The organism is Exiguobacterium sp. S3 (assembly GCF_018617295.1).
GTDB classification, from domain to species: domain Bacteria; phylum Bacillota; class Bacilli; order Exiguobacteriales; family Exiguobacteriaceae; genus Exiguobacterium; species Exiguobacterium profundum.
In genome coordinates this window covers 888612-903890 of sequence record NZ_JACSJW010000001.1, presented here as the reverse complement: position 1 = coordinate 903890, position 15279 = coordinate 888612, and the positions used below count along the sequence as shown (strand labels likewise).

The 15279-nt window shown below is 47.3% G+C and carries 11 protein-coding genes and 1 pseudogene; 5 read left to right on the top strand and 7 right to left on the bottom strand.

What is annotated here, in order from left to right; translation table 11 throughout:
* The first annotated feature begins 179 nt into the window (after positions 1-179).
* Entirely contained in the window at positions 180-347 is a 168-nt protein-coding gene (locus KNO65_RS04670; RefSeq protein ID WP_214781945.1) for a hypothetical protein, read from the top strand.
* Positions 348-396: 49 nt separating this feature from the next.
* On the opposite strand, the gene KNO65_RS15870 is transcribed toward KNO65_RS04670, so the two are convergent.
* From KNO65_RS15870 to KNO65_RS04650, 5 genes and pseudogenes are all read right to left on the bottom strand, one after another.
* A complete protein-coding gene (locus tag KNO65_RS15870; protein ID WP_483297362.1) occupies positions 397-687 on the bottom strand; it encodes a tyrosine-type recombinase/integrase in 291 nt (96 codons plus the stop codon).
* Positions 666-1217: pseudogene (locus KNO65_RS04665) on the bottom strand (tyrosine-type recombinase/integrase); the annotation flags it as partial. The gene KNO65_RS15870 and the pseudogene KNO65_RS04665, both read right to left, overlap by 22 nt.
* Positions 1218-1281: 64 nt before the next feature.
* Positions 1282-1725 (bottom strand): sigma factor, encoded by a 444-nt coding sequence (locus KNO65_RS04660; protein WP_214781943.1) that lies wholly within the window; start codon positions 1723-1725, stop codon positions 1282-1284.
* Between the two features lie 233 nt (positions 1726-1958).
* Positions 1959-2930, bottom strand: a complete 972-nt coding sequence (locus KNO65_RS04655; RefSeq protein ID WP_214781941.1) for an SH3 domain-containing protein — start codon at positions 2928-2930, stop codon at positions 1959-1961.
* A 25-nt stretch (positions 2931-2955) separates the two neighbouring features.
* Complete coding sequence (locus KNO65_RS04650) at positions 2956-5892, bottom strand: hypothetical protein (protein WP_214781939.1); 2937 nt, start codon at positions 5890-5892, stop codon at positions 2956-2958.
* Between the two features lie 280 nt (positions 5893-6172).
* Between KNO65_RS04650 and KNO65_RS04645 the strand changes: the two genes are divergently transcribed.
* The 4 genes from KNO65_RS04645 to KNO65_RS04630 all read left to right on the top strand — a co-directional run bounded on the left by KNO65_RS04645 (position 6173) and on the right by KNO65_RS04630 (position 13997).
* On the top strand, positions 6173-7762 hold the full coding sequence (locus tag KNO65_RS04645; protein WP_214781937.1) for a S8 family peptidase: 1590 nt from the start codon (positions 6173-6175) through the stop codon (positions 7760-7762).
* A gap of 183 nt (positions 7763-7945) precedes the next feature.
* On the top strand, positions 7946-10048 hold the full coding sequence (locus KNO65_RS04640) for a 5'-nucleotidase C-terminal domain-containing protein (RefSeq protein ID WP_251131639.1): 2103 nt from the start codon (positions 7946-7948) through the stop codon (positions 10046-10048).
* A 224-nt stretch (positions 10049-10272) separates the two neighbouring features.
* Positions 10273-12579: a heparinase II/III family protein gene (locus KNO65_RS04635; RefSeq protein WP_214781933.1), complete on the top strand. Its 2307-nt coding sequence runs from the start codon at positions 10273-10275 to the stop codon at positions 12577-12579.
* Positions 12580-12611: 32 nt separating this feature from the next.
* Positions 12612-13997 carry a hypothetical protein gene (locus tag KNO65_RS04630; RefSeq protein ID WP_214781926.1) on the top strand — a complete coding sequence of 462 codons (1386 nt, stop codon included), beginning with the start codon at positions 12612-12614 and terminating at the stop codon, positions 13995-13997.
* Here the strand turns inward: KNO65_RS04630 and KNO65_RS04625 are convergent.
* Together KNO65_RS04625 and KNO65_RS04620 are read right to left on the bottom strand one after the other, a co-directional pair.
* Positions 13974-14945, bottom strand: coding sequence for a glycosyltransferase family 2 protein (locus KNO65_RS04625; protein WP_214781924.1), 972 nt, complete (start codon positions 14943-14945; stop codon positions 13974-13976). The two genes, KNO65_RS04630 and KNO65_RS04625, sit on opposite strands and share 24 nt — an antisense overlap.
* Positions 14938-15201, bottom strand: a complete 264-nt coding sequence (locus tag KNO65_RS04620) for a hypothetical protein (protein ID WP_214781922.1) — start codon at positions 15199-15201, stop codon at positions 14938-14940. Before KNO65_RS04620 ends, KNO65_RS04625 begins: the two co-directional genes overlap by 8 nt.
* Between the last annotated feature and the right edge of the window lie 78 nt (positions 15202-15279).

The window sequence follows — 15279 nt, the reverse complement described above, 5'->3', positions numbered from 1 at the left end:
AGGGTTCGTTTCTTATGAATGAGGCTATTTCCTTAATTGGCAATATATTAATTTTCTGAACTAGATATGCTTCTGCCTACTAAAGTAATGTGCCACCGAGACGATAAGTGGAAAATAATGATAAAGTAAGGTGATAAGACAAAAATAGTAAGAAAAAATTAAATTTAAAGGGGATTTAAATGAAGCACATTAGCTTATTCTTTCTACTCTTTTTCATCACGGCGATGTTTATTTACGTCGTATCTTTGACTGCGCCGCAACTTCTCGTGCCAATCGTGTATCTTGCGATTGCCACATTGATTGGAATCATCGGATATCTATTGAAGGTATATGTGATGAAAAAATGATCAAAACTCCGGTCACTCGTGGACCGGAGTTTTGATGTTCCTGTATTCACTACAACGTCAATCGCTCCACCGCATCACGCAGATGGTCTTCGCGCACGCGGATGTAGCGCCGTGTCGTCTTCGGTTCGCTATGACCGAGCAACTCGGACAACGTTGTCTCCTTGACGCCCATATCATAGAGGTGCGACGTGAATGCGTGCCGGAGCGTATGTGATGTGACGGATGTGCCGAGCACGTCCTCGGCGGCGCGTTTGCGGCGCGTTTCAAGTGACGGTTGATCGTCGTCTTGCAGATGAGGTCGCCGCGGGCACTCGGGAAGACATATGGCGAATCGATGCATCGGCGCTCTTCCTCGAGGTACGTCGTCATCATCACATGTGTCACATCGTTCAGTGGGACCTTGCGCGGTTTCCCCGTCTTCGATTCGTGGATGTACAGGAGACGTGCGTTCAAATCGATGGCATCGAGTGTCAATTGTCTCACCTCGTTGATGCGCATCCCTGTATGCAACTGGAGCGTCAAAAAGGTTCGGTACAACGGGACGTCGATTGCATCGATGACTCGGTGTAGGTCGCTTGGCGTAGGGACGTCCGAAGGTGGACGTTCGGTCACTTTCACGCGAAGGTGATGAAACGGATTGTGCGTGACGAGTTGCTCGGTGATGGCCCAGTCATACAGGCCGCGGAGTGCGCTCAAGTAGTTGTTGATGGTCACCGGTTGGCATCCTTCCGAGCGGAGGGCGTTGATATACGGCATGACGTCCTGTCTCGTCTTGAAGTCATCGAGAGTTCGGTTCTGTCCCATGAGTTTTTGGAAACGGGCGAACTTATAGGTCGCCTGACTGACCGTGTTGTCCGATTTTCCGGTCATGCGTAAGTAGTGGACGTGCTGGTCGACAGCGTCTTTCATGTGTAAAGTCATCTTCATTCTCCTCTTACTTGTCGTCCTCACGGAGCATCCGCTGGAGTTCGGCCTTGTAGGCGCGGAGGCGGCTCGGGGAGTAACCGAGCAATGCTTCAGTTCCGTGAAGCATATGGCAGAGTAAGGTGAAATGACGATTTGGTAAAGTGGAACGCTTGTCGTCTAGCCAGAGGGACAGCGGCACCTCACTCTTGTCGATTTGCTCGGGGAGGCGCTCACTCGTCACCTCGTGTTGGAGCGTCTTCGCCTGTTTGGCACGCTCGTTTAAGATTGCTCCACGGATGCGGATGAAACAGTAGGTTTTCCCTAGCGTCTTGCCGTCTTGGATGGCTCGCCATAGGGCGATTCGTGCCGTCTGGGCGGCATCGTCGACTTCGTTCGGATGAAGATGGAGTTGGCGGATGACATAATAGATCATCGGTTCCCACTCTTTGATTTGTTCGTTTGCGTCTGGCATGATGGGCTGCTTTCCCGCGCGCGTCTCAAGTTTCCTAGGTGGTTACAGCATAATGGTTGTTATAGAGAATCCGTGCTTTTGATCTATAAGGCTTGGCGCAAATGGGATACAGCATTTTGAGGCTACATCCGGTTTGATTTGACGAAACGACACGGTTGGCGAGGTGCGAAAACCGCATAACAACCATTATAAGTGAAAAAATGGCACACCCTTTGCAAGGGCGTACCATTTTGTCATTCGCTAAAGGTGAGCGAGATATTGTTGAACAACACATGGACGTGAACCGTCGTTGTTCCGATTCGTTCCGTGAAGTGTTTTTCGTGTACGACGTTCCAACCATGGATGCGCTCCGCTTCGCGATAGGCGAGGAATGCTTCACGTTCCCTTGTCAGAAGCGCCATGTATGCCTCAGAAGCTTTCGTTCCCTTCCCGAAGATGGCATCCGCCGTCACCTGCATGACGTGGGACGTATTCTGAATCGTCTTTTGTTTGAGCGAGTAGGTGTCTTCTCGAATCCAATCGATGTAGCTGTAATGGACGTCTTGGAGAACTTGCTTGTTCTTCGAGAAGCCCAAGTACACGACTGCTCCCTTCAAATCTTTTGAATGGTAGAGAAGCGTACTCGTTCCAACGTAGCGATCTTCAAGTTCAAACAATCGGGTCCGGTCTGACCAGACACTCGCCGCCTTGGACGCTATCGAGAAAATCTCGTTGCCCGGGCGCATCGTCAAGGACGGAAATGGCTTCAGTGGCAAAAGTGGTGACAGAAACTTGGACGGGACATACCCAGTTTGACGACCCGTCATCACCTGGGTCCAGGAGCCGAACGATTTGATGACGGTGACCGGCGTATCAATTTGGAGCGTCAACTTCTTCTTACTGTTCGTTACTCGCTTTTCACGTAAATCGATCGTGTCGATCGTGTAGAGCACTTGCTTTTTACTCGGCATGCGGACGACCGCGGAAGACGCCACATATCCGGATTTGCCACGGTATTTAATGTGGGTCCAAGACCCATATCTCTTCACAAATGATACAGACGTTGCATCTGAAATAGAAATCAATGTCTTCGATTTAGCTGAACGTTTTTGTTTCAACTCCACTTGTTGTGTCGTGATGTAGGATGCGGTAGCGGCCTCACCCGACATTGGGGTGAACAGAGCACCGCAAAGGGCGAAGATGAGTAACAGGCGTACATATTTCATCAGATTTCCTCATTTCATGATGGGCCTATTGGTTAGGTTGGACCCAAGTTATGATGGTACCGTTCTCTTGCCGGATGAGGGCGGGGTCGTGTGACTGGACGTCGACAAAATCATGGCCAGCCGCCACGCTCTGTTCGCTGATGACGGCAACATTTTCAGTGATGTGTCCGTTGTTGAATATGAAATAAGCACGACGTTTCGTTGTGTCGTTTCTGTCGACCCTGACACCGTATGTTCCGTTTCCGGACGTGTTCAGACCATACGCGCTCAGTTGCCCGCTGCGAAGGAAGATGCCACCGACCCCGTTGTTGCGGACAGTCACGTTGTTCAACGTGCCATCAAAGACACCGTCATAGACGAGCCCATGGCCGGGTGCGCCTTGCACGACAAGGTTTTTCAAGGAAATCATGTTGGCAGAAATGTTCAGTAACTCGTCACCTTGGAAATTCGGACCTGCTTCGAGCGTTCCACCGTTCATTCCGATAAGAGTATATGATTGTGGGTATTGCGGATCCGCGTGAAGGATATTCACTGTCGCGTCGAGTGTCTGTCCCCCGCTGATGAGGATACGTCCGATGATTTCGACCTGATCGACGGCCGCTTGCAGTGACGTCATCGGTTCGGTGGTTTGGCGTCCGATGCTATATATACCGGGTTTATATGTCCAATATGTATCGGTCGCCCCCTCTTTTCGTTCCAGCCAGTCCGGGGTTTGGACGGTGACGTCATTTGGCGTGGTTGAAAAGATGACCTTCTCATCGAGGAGGGCGCTGTCATGTAAGGCGAGCGAGGTTGGACGAGCGTGCTCATCATGGCTCGTCTCAAGACGGATACTACCCGATCCATTGCCACTTGAACTTATACCTTGCGCTGTCACGCCTACGTTTTCGAAAAAGAAGGCTTCTTTCAAATTATTTTGAGAACGAATCTGTTGTACGGTCGCCGAGTCAACGCGCCGGATGCTGAGACCGCCTCCCGTTCTGTTCTCCATGTCGAACTGTTCGAGTGTGACGTGACCGTCGACATTTTCGACTTCGATTAAGTGATGGAGTGAATTGTCTTTCGAATGAAGGGACGCGCCTTGACGTCCCGTCACGTGAACCGGACGATTAATCGCAAGTGGTTCGTTTAATTCTTGTTGACCATCGAAATAAATATGTGTGAGATAAGGATTCGCTAATGCGCTTTGTAGATGATCGATTTCCTTAAAGATGGAAGACTCAGCATCGATGCCGAAGACGCCTTCCGGGGCAAAACCGTCAAATTTGATCGTATTCGAATAACTGACAATCGGACTAGACAGATAACTCGGATCTTCGAGACGAAGTGTCCCGTTTCCGAAAAATTGGATGCGATGACTCCCTGAAATGATATCGTCAATCGTCAACGTGACACCTTCAGCGATTTCGATATACGTATCCCTTTTCGTCTCAAATCCGCCGATGGAGACGTCGTCCATGATGGTATAGTCACCTGTCGAATGTTGTAAGATCCAAATCAGCTGTTCGCGAGTCGTCTTCGGTGGCGTAGCCGGGCTTGGTACGACGAGCGGAGGTGTTGGTTCGGTCTCGGGTCTTTTCGTGATCACTTGATCTCCGGGGAGGGTGATCACGTCGACTTCCGTTTGACCTAAGTCGACCGTGCTCGTATTCGTCGAGGAGCCTTCGATTGAACCGATAGCCGTGATGTCGATCGTCACCGGTGAACTGCCGTCGAGCAGCACGCTCGAGATCGATGATGTGCCCGAGATGGTCATCGCCTGCTTCTCGTTGTGGCGGACGATGAGTTCAGTAATCGGCGCATTCAATTTCAAAGACCCTGCCAATGCAGTGGCCTCGAGCTGCCGAATGCTGCCGCTTCCGTTTAGGATGAGGTCGGCCTCGGTCCGGAAGCGATCGATGTTTGCTTCGTTACCGAGCGTGACTGCGGCCTGGTTTTTTAACTGAAAAGTCCCGATCGGTGCGTTGAGGATTAACGTTGCTCCACCGTGATGGGACGTCATCCGTTGAATTAATTGTTCGGAAGATAAAGTTGCATTTCCGAACACGGTCAATTGTTTCACGTCAAGCGGCCCTTTAAATGTTAGACTCGTCGTTGCGCCATGGGTGATCAGTTCATCAATCGTTCCAGTCATCGTCGAGGTCAATCGTCCCCGGTCTGAGGTCATCTCGATTTTTCTAATCGTACTTTTGCCAGCCAATTCGAGTTCGTGTGACAAGTTGGCGAATCGGTTGACTGTCGCATAAACCTTCAATGTGTTCACCTTGTGACCTGTCAATAGCGTCGTCATCATCCCGGCATTGGCGGAAGATCGAATCTCCGCATCGGCGAACAGGCGGACGTGTGATGCCCTGCTCTCATCTCGTACGTAGAGACGTGTCTGTGGTTGCAGTATGTCAAGGTATTGGACACTGCTTTCGTTCAAGACGATATTTGTCGATGATGCGACAGGTTGCGTGACATCATGTTTCGTCGTTTGTTGTATAAGTGTTGTGGCGTTGACGTCCATAAGTTGTGTCGTGGCTGTTGCCTGTTTCGTCAAAATGACTCGATTGACTTGTTCGATGTCTTCTAACTTTATGTTTTTTGCATTTATACGGATTTCTCCTTTGAACGTACGCCCCATACCATCGAGCTTGACCGTTCGAGTCGAGCTTTTGCCGGACATGTTCAGTTCCAAGCCTATGATTTCCATTGTTTTCCCAGACTTTGATTCGACAACAGCTAACTTGGCACGTTGGAGTGCTTGTTTATTTTGAAGTAAGAACTGTTGATCACGCTTGGGTAAGGTATAAGTCTTTCCACCGATGCGAATCTCTTTATGATTGAGCCAAGAGTAAGTGTGAAAAGAGGGTGAAGCTTTCTGATTTGCTGTTTCTTTTGCTGTCGCTTCGCTAATGGGTGGGGAAAGCAATAAGGACCCGATTATACTGGCGTACAGTACTATCATTTGTTTCTTCATTCGTTCTCTCCTTACAATGAATTCATTCTATTGATTTGTATGTACGTGATACGTACCTTGAGTAGTATAAACAATAAAATAGATATTTCTATTTTTTTCAAAAACAAAACACTGTTAATTTTTAAAAGTAATAAAAAGGATTTCTGGTTATTATGAACGTTTACCTCTATTCCATATTATTTATTTGAAAAAGATGATAATCAGTTATCAGAAGTTTATACTGTCTTTATGAGAAAAAAATGAAAGAATTGTAAATCAGAAGTTGAACGGAGGACTTAAATTGAAGAAATTATTACTCGCTATGCTGATTTGTCTCAGTTGGGGAACGAGCGCTTCAGCGGAAGAACTCATTGTGGAACGCGAGATGGATAAACCGATTCCGGGTGAAGAAATTTTATACGAGGGTCTAGACCGTGTCATCGTATCAATCCCGATGCCCAACGAATCTTCAAGCGCTTCGTTTGAGGAGCGAGTTGAAACGAGAGAAGGGGTCATTGACGTATCAGACAATGCAGTGATTGAACGGCAAGGTATTATTAGCCGTCATCAACCTTACATCGCACGACTCGGAATTTCGCCACTATGGTCGGCAGATCGAGGAGAGGGTGTGACGGTAGCGGTCATCGATGACGGAATTGATTTGACGCACCCAGAGTTCCAAGGGAAGCTCGTTGCGCCATACGATGCGACGCGGGACGTTCCGACCATCGTGGACAAAGGTGTCCATGGGACGCATGTGGCAGGAACGATCGGAGCCCTATTTGACAATCGAGGTGTAGTCGGAGTGGCACCAGCGGTCAAGCTGATGCCGATTGATATTTTCATAGGTGAGGACGCCGAAATTTCCCATTTGATTAAAGGAATTCAACACGCTGTCGCAAACGGAGCCAAGGTGATCAATATGAGCTTTGGTACATACGATCGAAATAATGCCTTAGAGGCGACGTTACGAGATGCTCGTGCGCAAGGAGTGGTGTTGATTGGTGCGGCAGGAAATGATGATACAGAAGAAGCGATGTACCCAGCAGCTTACAAAGATGTATTATCTGTAGGTGCGGTAACAATGGATGATTTTATTACTGATTTTTCAAATTATGGATCTACGATTGATGTCGTAGCTCCAGGTGAAGAAATCTACTCAACGTTGCCGAACGGTCGATACGGGTTTATGAGCGGCACCTCAATGGCCACACCAATTGTATCGGGTATGGCTGCTCTACTCGTCTCAAAAGAACCGAGATTATCACCGGGTATGGTGTATGCTCGACTAAAAGCAACCGCGGTCGACTTAGGCGATCCAGGAAAAGACTTTCTCTATGGATATGGTCGCATTTCAAGTGAGGCGATGAACTTCACAGCTAACGACTATTCGATGCTCCGTGATATTAATCCGCCTGCTCGTCCGACACTTGGCACATTGACAAACCAAAGCAGCGTCATCACAGGTAAGGCTGAAATTGGAAGTGAAATCGATATTCATTATCGAGGCAAGACGTATCGCCGAAACGCCTCGAACGGAACGTACCGGATGGAGACGTCAGGATTGCAGGTCGGTTCGACCGTCACGGTCGTCGCCCGCGACCGTGCGCGCAACCCGTCTCTTCCCATCACTCGAACCGTCTACGGAGTGCTAGAGCGTCCGGCTTTTCGAGCGGTATCCTCTCAATCCACATCAATCAGAGGCACGGGGAAAAAGTACGCCACGTTACAGGTGTTCAGCGGTCAGAAATCTATCAGTCCGATTGTACGAATCAATAGTAAAGGGGAGTTCTCATTGCCAATTCCGAAACAACGGGGCGGCACGAAGCTCACCGTGAAAATGAAGTCTCCATATTATATCTCCCAATCGTATTCGATCACGGTACGATGAATGACTCTGGTCCGCGATACGCGGACCAGACTTTTTTTCTATAGAACGGGAGAAACTGGAGGATTAGATGGATACTATTCTAAATATGTAAGCGCTTTCGTAAAAAATACTAAAAATTTAAAAAATCACAAAAAGGTTGTGCTATATTGGATGAGTAAGCATAAATTACGGGGAGGCAAAATGATGAACAAAAAATGGATGACGACTTCGCTCGGAGCAGCACTTTTGGTATCAACGCTCACGCCGTTGGCACCGGTCAACGTAGAAGCGAGTCAGGTGAGGGCGGCTACAATCGACTTGGGATCGACTTACGCTTATGGAGGGAAATTGGTTCTGCCAAAAACGTATAAGTCTGAACCGATTCGTTGGTACAAATCAGGATTTAACGCAAAGCTCATTAATCAGCCACAAGTCTTGAAAGGATTCACTGTCAAATCGAAAAAACCGGTTGTCATCAAAGTCACGGTAGACAACTATCCAGTCAAGTTTATCAATTCGATGATTAAAGTCGATGTCGAAAAAGGAGAAACGGCTGCACTCCCGGCACGCCTCAAGGCAACGTTCGCAAATGGGGGTACATATTTTGTCGATGTGAAATGGGGATCGGTCGACACGTCGAAAGAGGGCGTCCAGATGATGAATGGGACGTTTACTCGAAACAAAACGACCATTTCCGTCAAAGCCCAAGTCACGGTGAAACCGATGACGACGTTCAAATTGAATATCATGCACACGAACGATACGCACGGACGCGTCGAGATGTTCCCGAAACGAATGACGGCAATCAAAGAATATCGTGCCGAACATCCGGACGCGTTATTGCTTGATGCGGGGGACGTCTTCTCGGGCACATTATACTTTAATGAGTATAAAGGTCTCGTCGATGCGAAATTGATGAACTATGCGGACTACGATTTAATGACACTCGGTAACCATGAGTTCGATTTAGGGGAAGATGCGGACGGAAACCTTGAGCTACATAACTTCGTAAAAGTACTCAAGACACCGATCGTCTCATCAAACATCAACTTCTCTGAGGATGAGTTGCTTTCAAAACTATATATGAACCAAATCGCCGAGGACGCAAAAGGCGGTAAAATTTACAAGACGTACGTGAAAGAAGTAAAAGGACAAAAAATCGGCTTCATCGGATTGACGACGGAAGACACGGAATCGATTGCGAGCCCGGGATCTGTCCAATTCTTGAACTACATCGAAAGCGCCAAAGCGGCCGTCAAAGAACTTGAGGACGCTGGTATCAATAAAATCGTCGCTCTGTCACACCTTGGTTACAATGATGATCCGAAAGTGGACAATGACCTTTTGCTGGCTGAATACGTAGATGGGCTCGATGTCATCATCGGAGGTCATTCACACGACGAGCTTAAACAACCGGTCATCGTCAACGAAGACACAGCCCCAACAGCAATCGTACAAGCGTCTGAATATGGGAAGCGTCTCGGGACAATCGAGGTGGAATTTGACAAGAAAGGGAACCTCATCGTGGCTCGCGAAGAGATGGAAGGCGTCGAGACTCTCGTCAAGCCGTTCGGTAAGCTGATTGATTTGGAAGCGAACCTTGCTGAAGATGCTGGAGCGAAGAAAATCATCGCTCCGTATAAAGAGCAAATCGATAAGATCTTACAAGAAGAAATTGGAGCCAATGCGACAGAAGCCTTAGCGATTGCCGATGCGAATAACATTCGTCTCGTACGGAAACAAGAGACGGGCATCGGGAACTTGATTGCGGACGGTATGTTGGCAAAAGCGAAGCAATTGGATTCACAAGTTGCTGTCGCCTTTACAAACGGTGGTGGTATCCGTGCGGCAATCAATGCCGGACCAATCACAGTAGGGGAAGTCATCACAACGTTGCCGTTTGGAAATACGTTAGCGACTGTCTCACTTTCAGGTCAAGAAGTAAAAGAGGTTCTTGAGCGCTCTGTTTCAAATGCGCCAGCTGAACTTGGTGCCTTCCTTTCAGTTGCCGGAATGCGTTTTGAGTACGACAGCTCGCTTCCTGCCGGTTCACGTGTCACCAAAGTAGAAATCAATGAATCGGGCGCATTTGTCGCACTCGATCCTGCGAAGACATATAAAGTCGCTACAAACGCCTACACAGCGAAAGGCGGAGACGGCTTCACTACGCTTGAAAAAGCATACAAGGAAGGGCGCGTCACCGATCTCGGTCTCTCCGATTGGGAAAACTTCCGTGATTATCTCGTAAGTCTTGGAGAAGTCACTCCTAAAGTAGAAGGACGTATCGTCGACAAGAAAACTCCTTAATAGTTCACCTATTTTTCAAAAAGCTCCTTTCTAAGGGGCTTTTTATTTTGTAAAATATAACTTGCATGACGATTTTTGTGGTATCAGGATAGAATATACAAAATGAAGCTTAAATGTTTGATAAAAACAGTAAACCCATTTATTGTTTAAAAAGTGTGGAAAAATTGAGAGTGAAGGGATTCAGATAAATGAAACGAGTTATTTATGTTGCAGGGCGAGTTAGTATGGCGTTAGCATTATGTGTTTTACTCATTACGAGTACATTGACCAGTAAACCAGCCAGTGCTGCGGAACCGATTATTGGGGTGACGACGAAACTGACTGATTTATATCAATTCAAAAACAAAAAATTAACACCTGTTGCTAAGGCCTCGAAAAATATGACATTCATCCATTTGCGTAAAAGTGGTGGGTATGAGCAGGTTCAACGTAGTGGTAAAAAATACTACATAAAGTCGAGTGATTTTAAGCTTCGTACCAGTGTGAAGCCAACGAATCCAGTAACGCCTCCTGCTCCGAAACGTCCAGCGCATGTCTTTGTACAAGTGACAAAGAGCGCGCCGGTTTACACATGGAAAAACGGTAAATTGACAGAAAGCGGTGTCGTTAGTAAAAACAAGACGTTTCGACCATACCGCATTAGCGGACGTTATTTTGAGGTTGTATCCGGAGCTTCTCGCGTATACATCGAGTCGTCAAATACAAAAGTTGTATTACGCAATATAACAAAGGAAGACTTGCAGGATAAACAACTCGCACCATTTATCTCGTATCACTTCTCAACACAGCGTCAAAAACATGCTCCTTATTTTGATCGTTCGAATAATACATCGAATACGGTAGCGCGGGCAGAAGAAACGATTGGCGGCTTATGGACGGTTCCAGCCCCACCTGGAAAACTTACAGTGAAAGATGTAAGTACATTTAATTGGGTCAATCAAATCCCGTTCTCGTCATCGAACTCATTCCCGTTCCAAATTCATGGGTTCTATATGCTTGATACGTTGACTAACGCTTATACGCATAACCCGGACGATCGTTATTTGGCGTATGGACGTGAGATGATTAAAAGTTGGGATCCTAAATTCCCGATCGAACGTTACAAGTCGGTATATAAGTGGGCGTATAACGATCACGGCGCCGCACTTCGCATGATTGCCTTCGTAAATTATTGGAACGAGTATCGTTTCTCAAAAGAGAATAATGACCCTGAATTCCATTCACAATTGTTGCGCATGATGTATGAACATGGGAACCTATTAGCCGAACAAAGTTTCTACCGCTCGAAAAATAATCATGGAATCTTCCAAGACATGGCGCTACTTATGATTGCGGAAACGTTCCCGGAGATGGACCGATCCGCAGAGTGGAAGCGAATCGCCAACGAGCGTTTCGCTGCACAAATTGATCACGGCATCAGCCCGACCGGTCTTCACTTAGAGCACTCGCCAAGCTACCAACTGTATCTTTATCAAACATTGATTGGCATGATTGATTGGACAGAAGCAAATGGATATGCGCTCGACGAAGAATCGAAACGTCGCGTTCGTGAGATGCCGAAGTTCATGGCGTACATGTTGAAGCCGAATTTGAAATTCGTTCAATTTGGCGATACGTATGCAGAGGTGATGAAATCGAGCTCGTTCCCGTATATTCAGAATTACCCCGAACTGTTGTATAGCGTAACGGGAGGGACTCAAGGGCAACGTCCTACCGAACGCATCATTCGCCAAGATGACCAATATGTCTTCTTCCGTCAGCACTGGGGAGAAGAAGCACCGTTTAATCAAGCAGTCAACTTTGCGATGACGGCCGGCTTCCACGGGATGCCACATAAACATTTTGACGATTTGAGTATCGACCTTTACGGATTCGGAGATGATTACATCGTTGAGACGGGACGATATGGTTATGCTCGTGCCTTTGAGCGTTATGGCGTCTTCAAAGGGGAGGCCCATAACTCGATTCATATCGAAGGAGAGGACTTCCCGGTAACCGTAGATAAAGTAGGGAAGAGTGGCATAACGGAAGCGAAGCAACTCCCGAACGGTCAGTTCTTTACATCGGGTCAACATCAGCTCATGACGGGCACGACCCACAAACGTTCCGTTTGGTATGACACGTTGCAAACGTTCTTGGTACAAGACCAATTAACGTCAAATAAACAAAATGCCTTTTTACAGCGATTCCACTTAGCCCCTGGCTTCTCGATTGTGGAGCAGACGACGGATCAAGTGGTGGCTACGCATACCGACGGTCGGACACTTCACATGATTCAGCTCCCGACATCGACGCAAGGGACGTTGACTGTTGGTGATAGTCACGTTTCGTATGCGGATTACACGTGGTTCGAGCGTAAACAGCTTATTACACGCAAAGTCATCAAGTCGGGTGAATATGTGACGTTGTTACACTTAGGCAAAACGCCGGACGACCGTGTTCAATCCGTGAATTGGGTGGAAAGCTCGGAAGGACGGGTTATCCAATATACGCTGGCGAACGGACATACGGCTGAAATTCAAGTAAACTAAAACTAAATAAAATGAAAGGAGGCGCTCAACGAATGAGACCGGTAGATACATTGTTTATGTACAGACTTGGTTATCTGGTTTATGAAAAAGGAGCGGCTCCTTTTTCAATTCCCGAATCATTGTCACATTGGATAATAGAAGACATGGGTGATCACATACTTGCTCACGACCCGAATCTCGCCTTCCAGACAATTGTCGATTCGGACGTATTTCTTTTGGGTACCGCTTGGCATATACGAGGGGAGTCGATTGGGGAGACGTTACGCCAAGCATACCGTTCGGATGAGAAGGCGGTACTGGACGTATTAGATGATCTTGCTGGTCGCTATCTCTTCTTTTACCGGCTAGATGGCAACTTACAAGTAACACAAGATGCACTTGGAATGAGAAGTTTGTTTTATTCAGTGAGCAGCCGATGCCTTGGTTCTCACTATCATCTCATACGAGCAGTGACGGGAAAGAAGGAACCGTTTGAGGACGTGTCATCGGTATTGAAACGGAAAGTGACGAGCAATATGATTCCGGGACATTTCACGCCAGATCGGGAGATTTTCATGCTGACCCCGAATCAGGCGATGGATTTGAAAACATTCGTTTGGCACAGAATTTTTCCTCGACATCCGCATGAAGACATTACGGTTGATGAGGCAGTCGAATCCATTGATCGGGCCGTACGTTGTCTGTTAGAGCAAATCAAGCAGCGTTTACTTGTGCCGATTACAGCGGGTCTAGATAGTCGGTCCACGCTGGCGTTGCTCCGTTGTCAGCCTCGACATCAATACTTCACGTATTCACAGGCATCTGTCCGCTCGCTCCAAACCGATTTAAACGTGGCAATTGAGATTGCTCGAACGTTTCAATTACCCCACGTGAAGCTTCATATCCGGGGTGACTTTGGTAAAAATGAGGATGAAAAAAACTTCATGTCGCTCCTTCGCAAGGTGACGATCCGACGTCATTCCTTTGAAGTCGCATGGCGTTATGTTGAGCATTTTGAATCAAATTATTTACACATACGATCGAACGGGTACGAAGTCGGTCGACGTTATTACCGTCAAGCGTTCTCGTTGCCGGATGAATTATCTGCTGAAGGGATTGCCCGAACATTCTCTCGTACGGCGGTGAAGGACGAGACGGTACTTGAGTTGTCTCAACGCTTCATCGATCAAGCGAAATTATCCGATCATCTTAATTATGACCCATACGATTTATATTATTGGGAGCATCGGATGGGTACTTGGCACGCTTCGTTATTACTCGAGAGTGATCTCGCGCATGATTCCTTCATTTTAATCAATTCTCGTCATATCTTGAAGCAACTGCTGAGCGTTTCGAAGGAGGCGCAATCGCAGGGGGAGGTGCAGAAACGATTGATTGAGCGTTTTGCGCCGCGGCTACTCGATTTCGCGATCAATTGACTGGACCTTGTAAATCCAATCATGATAGTCATCCCGTTCGCTGTCAGGCACACGAATCTTGGACACTTCCCGCAACAACTGGTGTTTGTCAGACGGATAGTCTTGTGCGTATCTTTCTAGTAGCCTCCACTGCGCCGTAATTTTTTTACGAATCATCGTTGCCACGGCGGGAGAAGCCGCCGGCATGAGTGAATACAGCTCTTGGATGACCATTAATCGTTCAATGACGGCAAATGAATACGTCAAGCGCCGACGAGACACGGAATTCGGTCGGACATGTCGAAAGTATATCGCAGACTCTGGAGCAATTCGAATCTCGAACGATGTCTTCGTATATAACGAAGCGAAATACACAATATCCTCAGCACTTCGTAAGTGATGTTGGAAAGCGACTGTTATCGCGGATTCGGTCGGAATGAGCTTGCACGTTGTCATAGTCAAGACACGGTGAAGTCGACTGAGTGCCATGTCAAAACTAGGCCGTTCCTCTCTTTGAATTTGACGAATGTCTTGCTCGATTGGGCTCATGGCTATCGATCCATCTGGAGATATGTCCGTCAAATGGGCGATGGTGATTCCGAGTAACGAAGAATGCGTCAATAAATCTTCGAGGTAGCTCGGAGATAACGTGTCGTCCGCATCGACAAATGTCAAAAATTGAAACGATGCTTTAGAGAGACCTACGTTTCGCGCATGGCTAGCGGAGGCAACTGACACATACTCGATATGCAATGGGAGCGCCTCATAGGTGAAGGCGATGGCGAGTGTGCCATCATCTTCACCGTTGACAACGAGAATAATCTCAAATAAGGAACGGTTGAGTGTTTGTTCGATTAGACTGTCTAAGACATGAGCGATCTGTTGATGGCTTTCAAAAGCGGGCAAAATGACACTGACACCAAATGGACGTTTTCGAGAACGTTGGAGTTGGTTAATTATGTCAGTCATCGTGTCTCATCCTTTCTAATTGTGAGAGTGCTGCTTCTAGCGCTGCAGTAAGATATGACTCTTTCGTCTGCTGTGTAGCGAGCTGGCGACGTAAGTTGCGGATGACACGCCGATGTTTCGTCAAGTTTTGTTGCAGTCGTTCATTTTCAAGCTGTTGTTGCAATCGTTCGTTGTCTGTTTTGTGCTGTAAAATCAGTAAGTCGTCGATTGTATGACGTAAGGAGCGAAGTTCATGAGTTGTGTCTGTGTCTTTCATGATGGACCTCCTGTTTCATCTGAGAAAATTTGCTTCAGTGTATAAAATTTGCTACGATACGAAAGGTAATGCAAAAAA

Coding starts and splice junctions, on each gene's coding strand:
- KNO65_RS04670 (WP_214781945.1), top strand. CDS start 180: ATGAAGCACATTAGCTTATTCTTTCTACTCTTTTTCATCACGGCGATG.
- KNO65_RS15870 (WP_483297362.1), bottom strand. CDS start 687: ATGCATCGATTCGCCATATGTCTTCCCGAGTGCCCGCGGCGACCTCAT.
- KNO65_RS04660 (WP_214781943.1), bottom strand. CDS start 1,725: ATGCCAGACGCAAACGAACAAATCAAAGAGTGGGAACCGATGATCTAT.
- KNO65_RS04655 (WP_214781941.1), bottom strand. CDS start 2,930: ATGAAATATGTACGCCTGTTACTCATCTTCGCCCTTTGCGGTGCTCTG.
- KNO65_RS04650 (WP_214781939.1), bottom strand. CDS start 5,892: ATGAAGAAACAAATGATAGTACTGTACGCCAGTATAATCGGGTCCTTA.
- KNO65_RS04640 (WP_251131639.1), top strand. CDS start 7,946: ATGAACAAAAAATGGATGACGACTTCGCTCGGAGCAGCACTTTTGGTA.
- KNO65_RS04635 (WP_214781933.1), top strand. CDS start 10,273: ATGGCGTTAGCATTATGTGTTTTACTCATTACGAGTACATTGACCAGT.
- KNO65_RS04630 (WP_214781926.1), top strand. CDS start 12,612: ATGAGACCGGTAGATACATTGTTTATGTACAGACTTGGTTATCTGGTT.
- KNO65_RS04625 (WP_214781924.1), bottom strand. CDS start 14,945: ATGACTGACATAATTAACCAACTCCAACGTTCTCGAAAACGTCCATTT.
- KNO65_RS04620 (WP_214781922.1), bottom strand. CDS start 15,201: ATGAAAGACACAGACACAACTCATGAACTTCGCTCCTTACGTCATACA.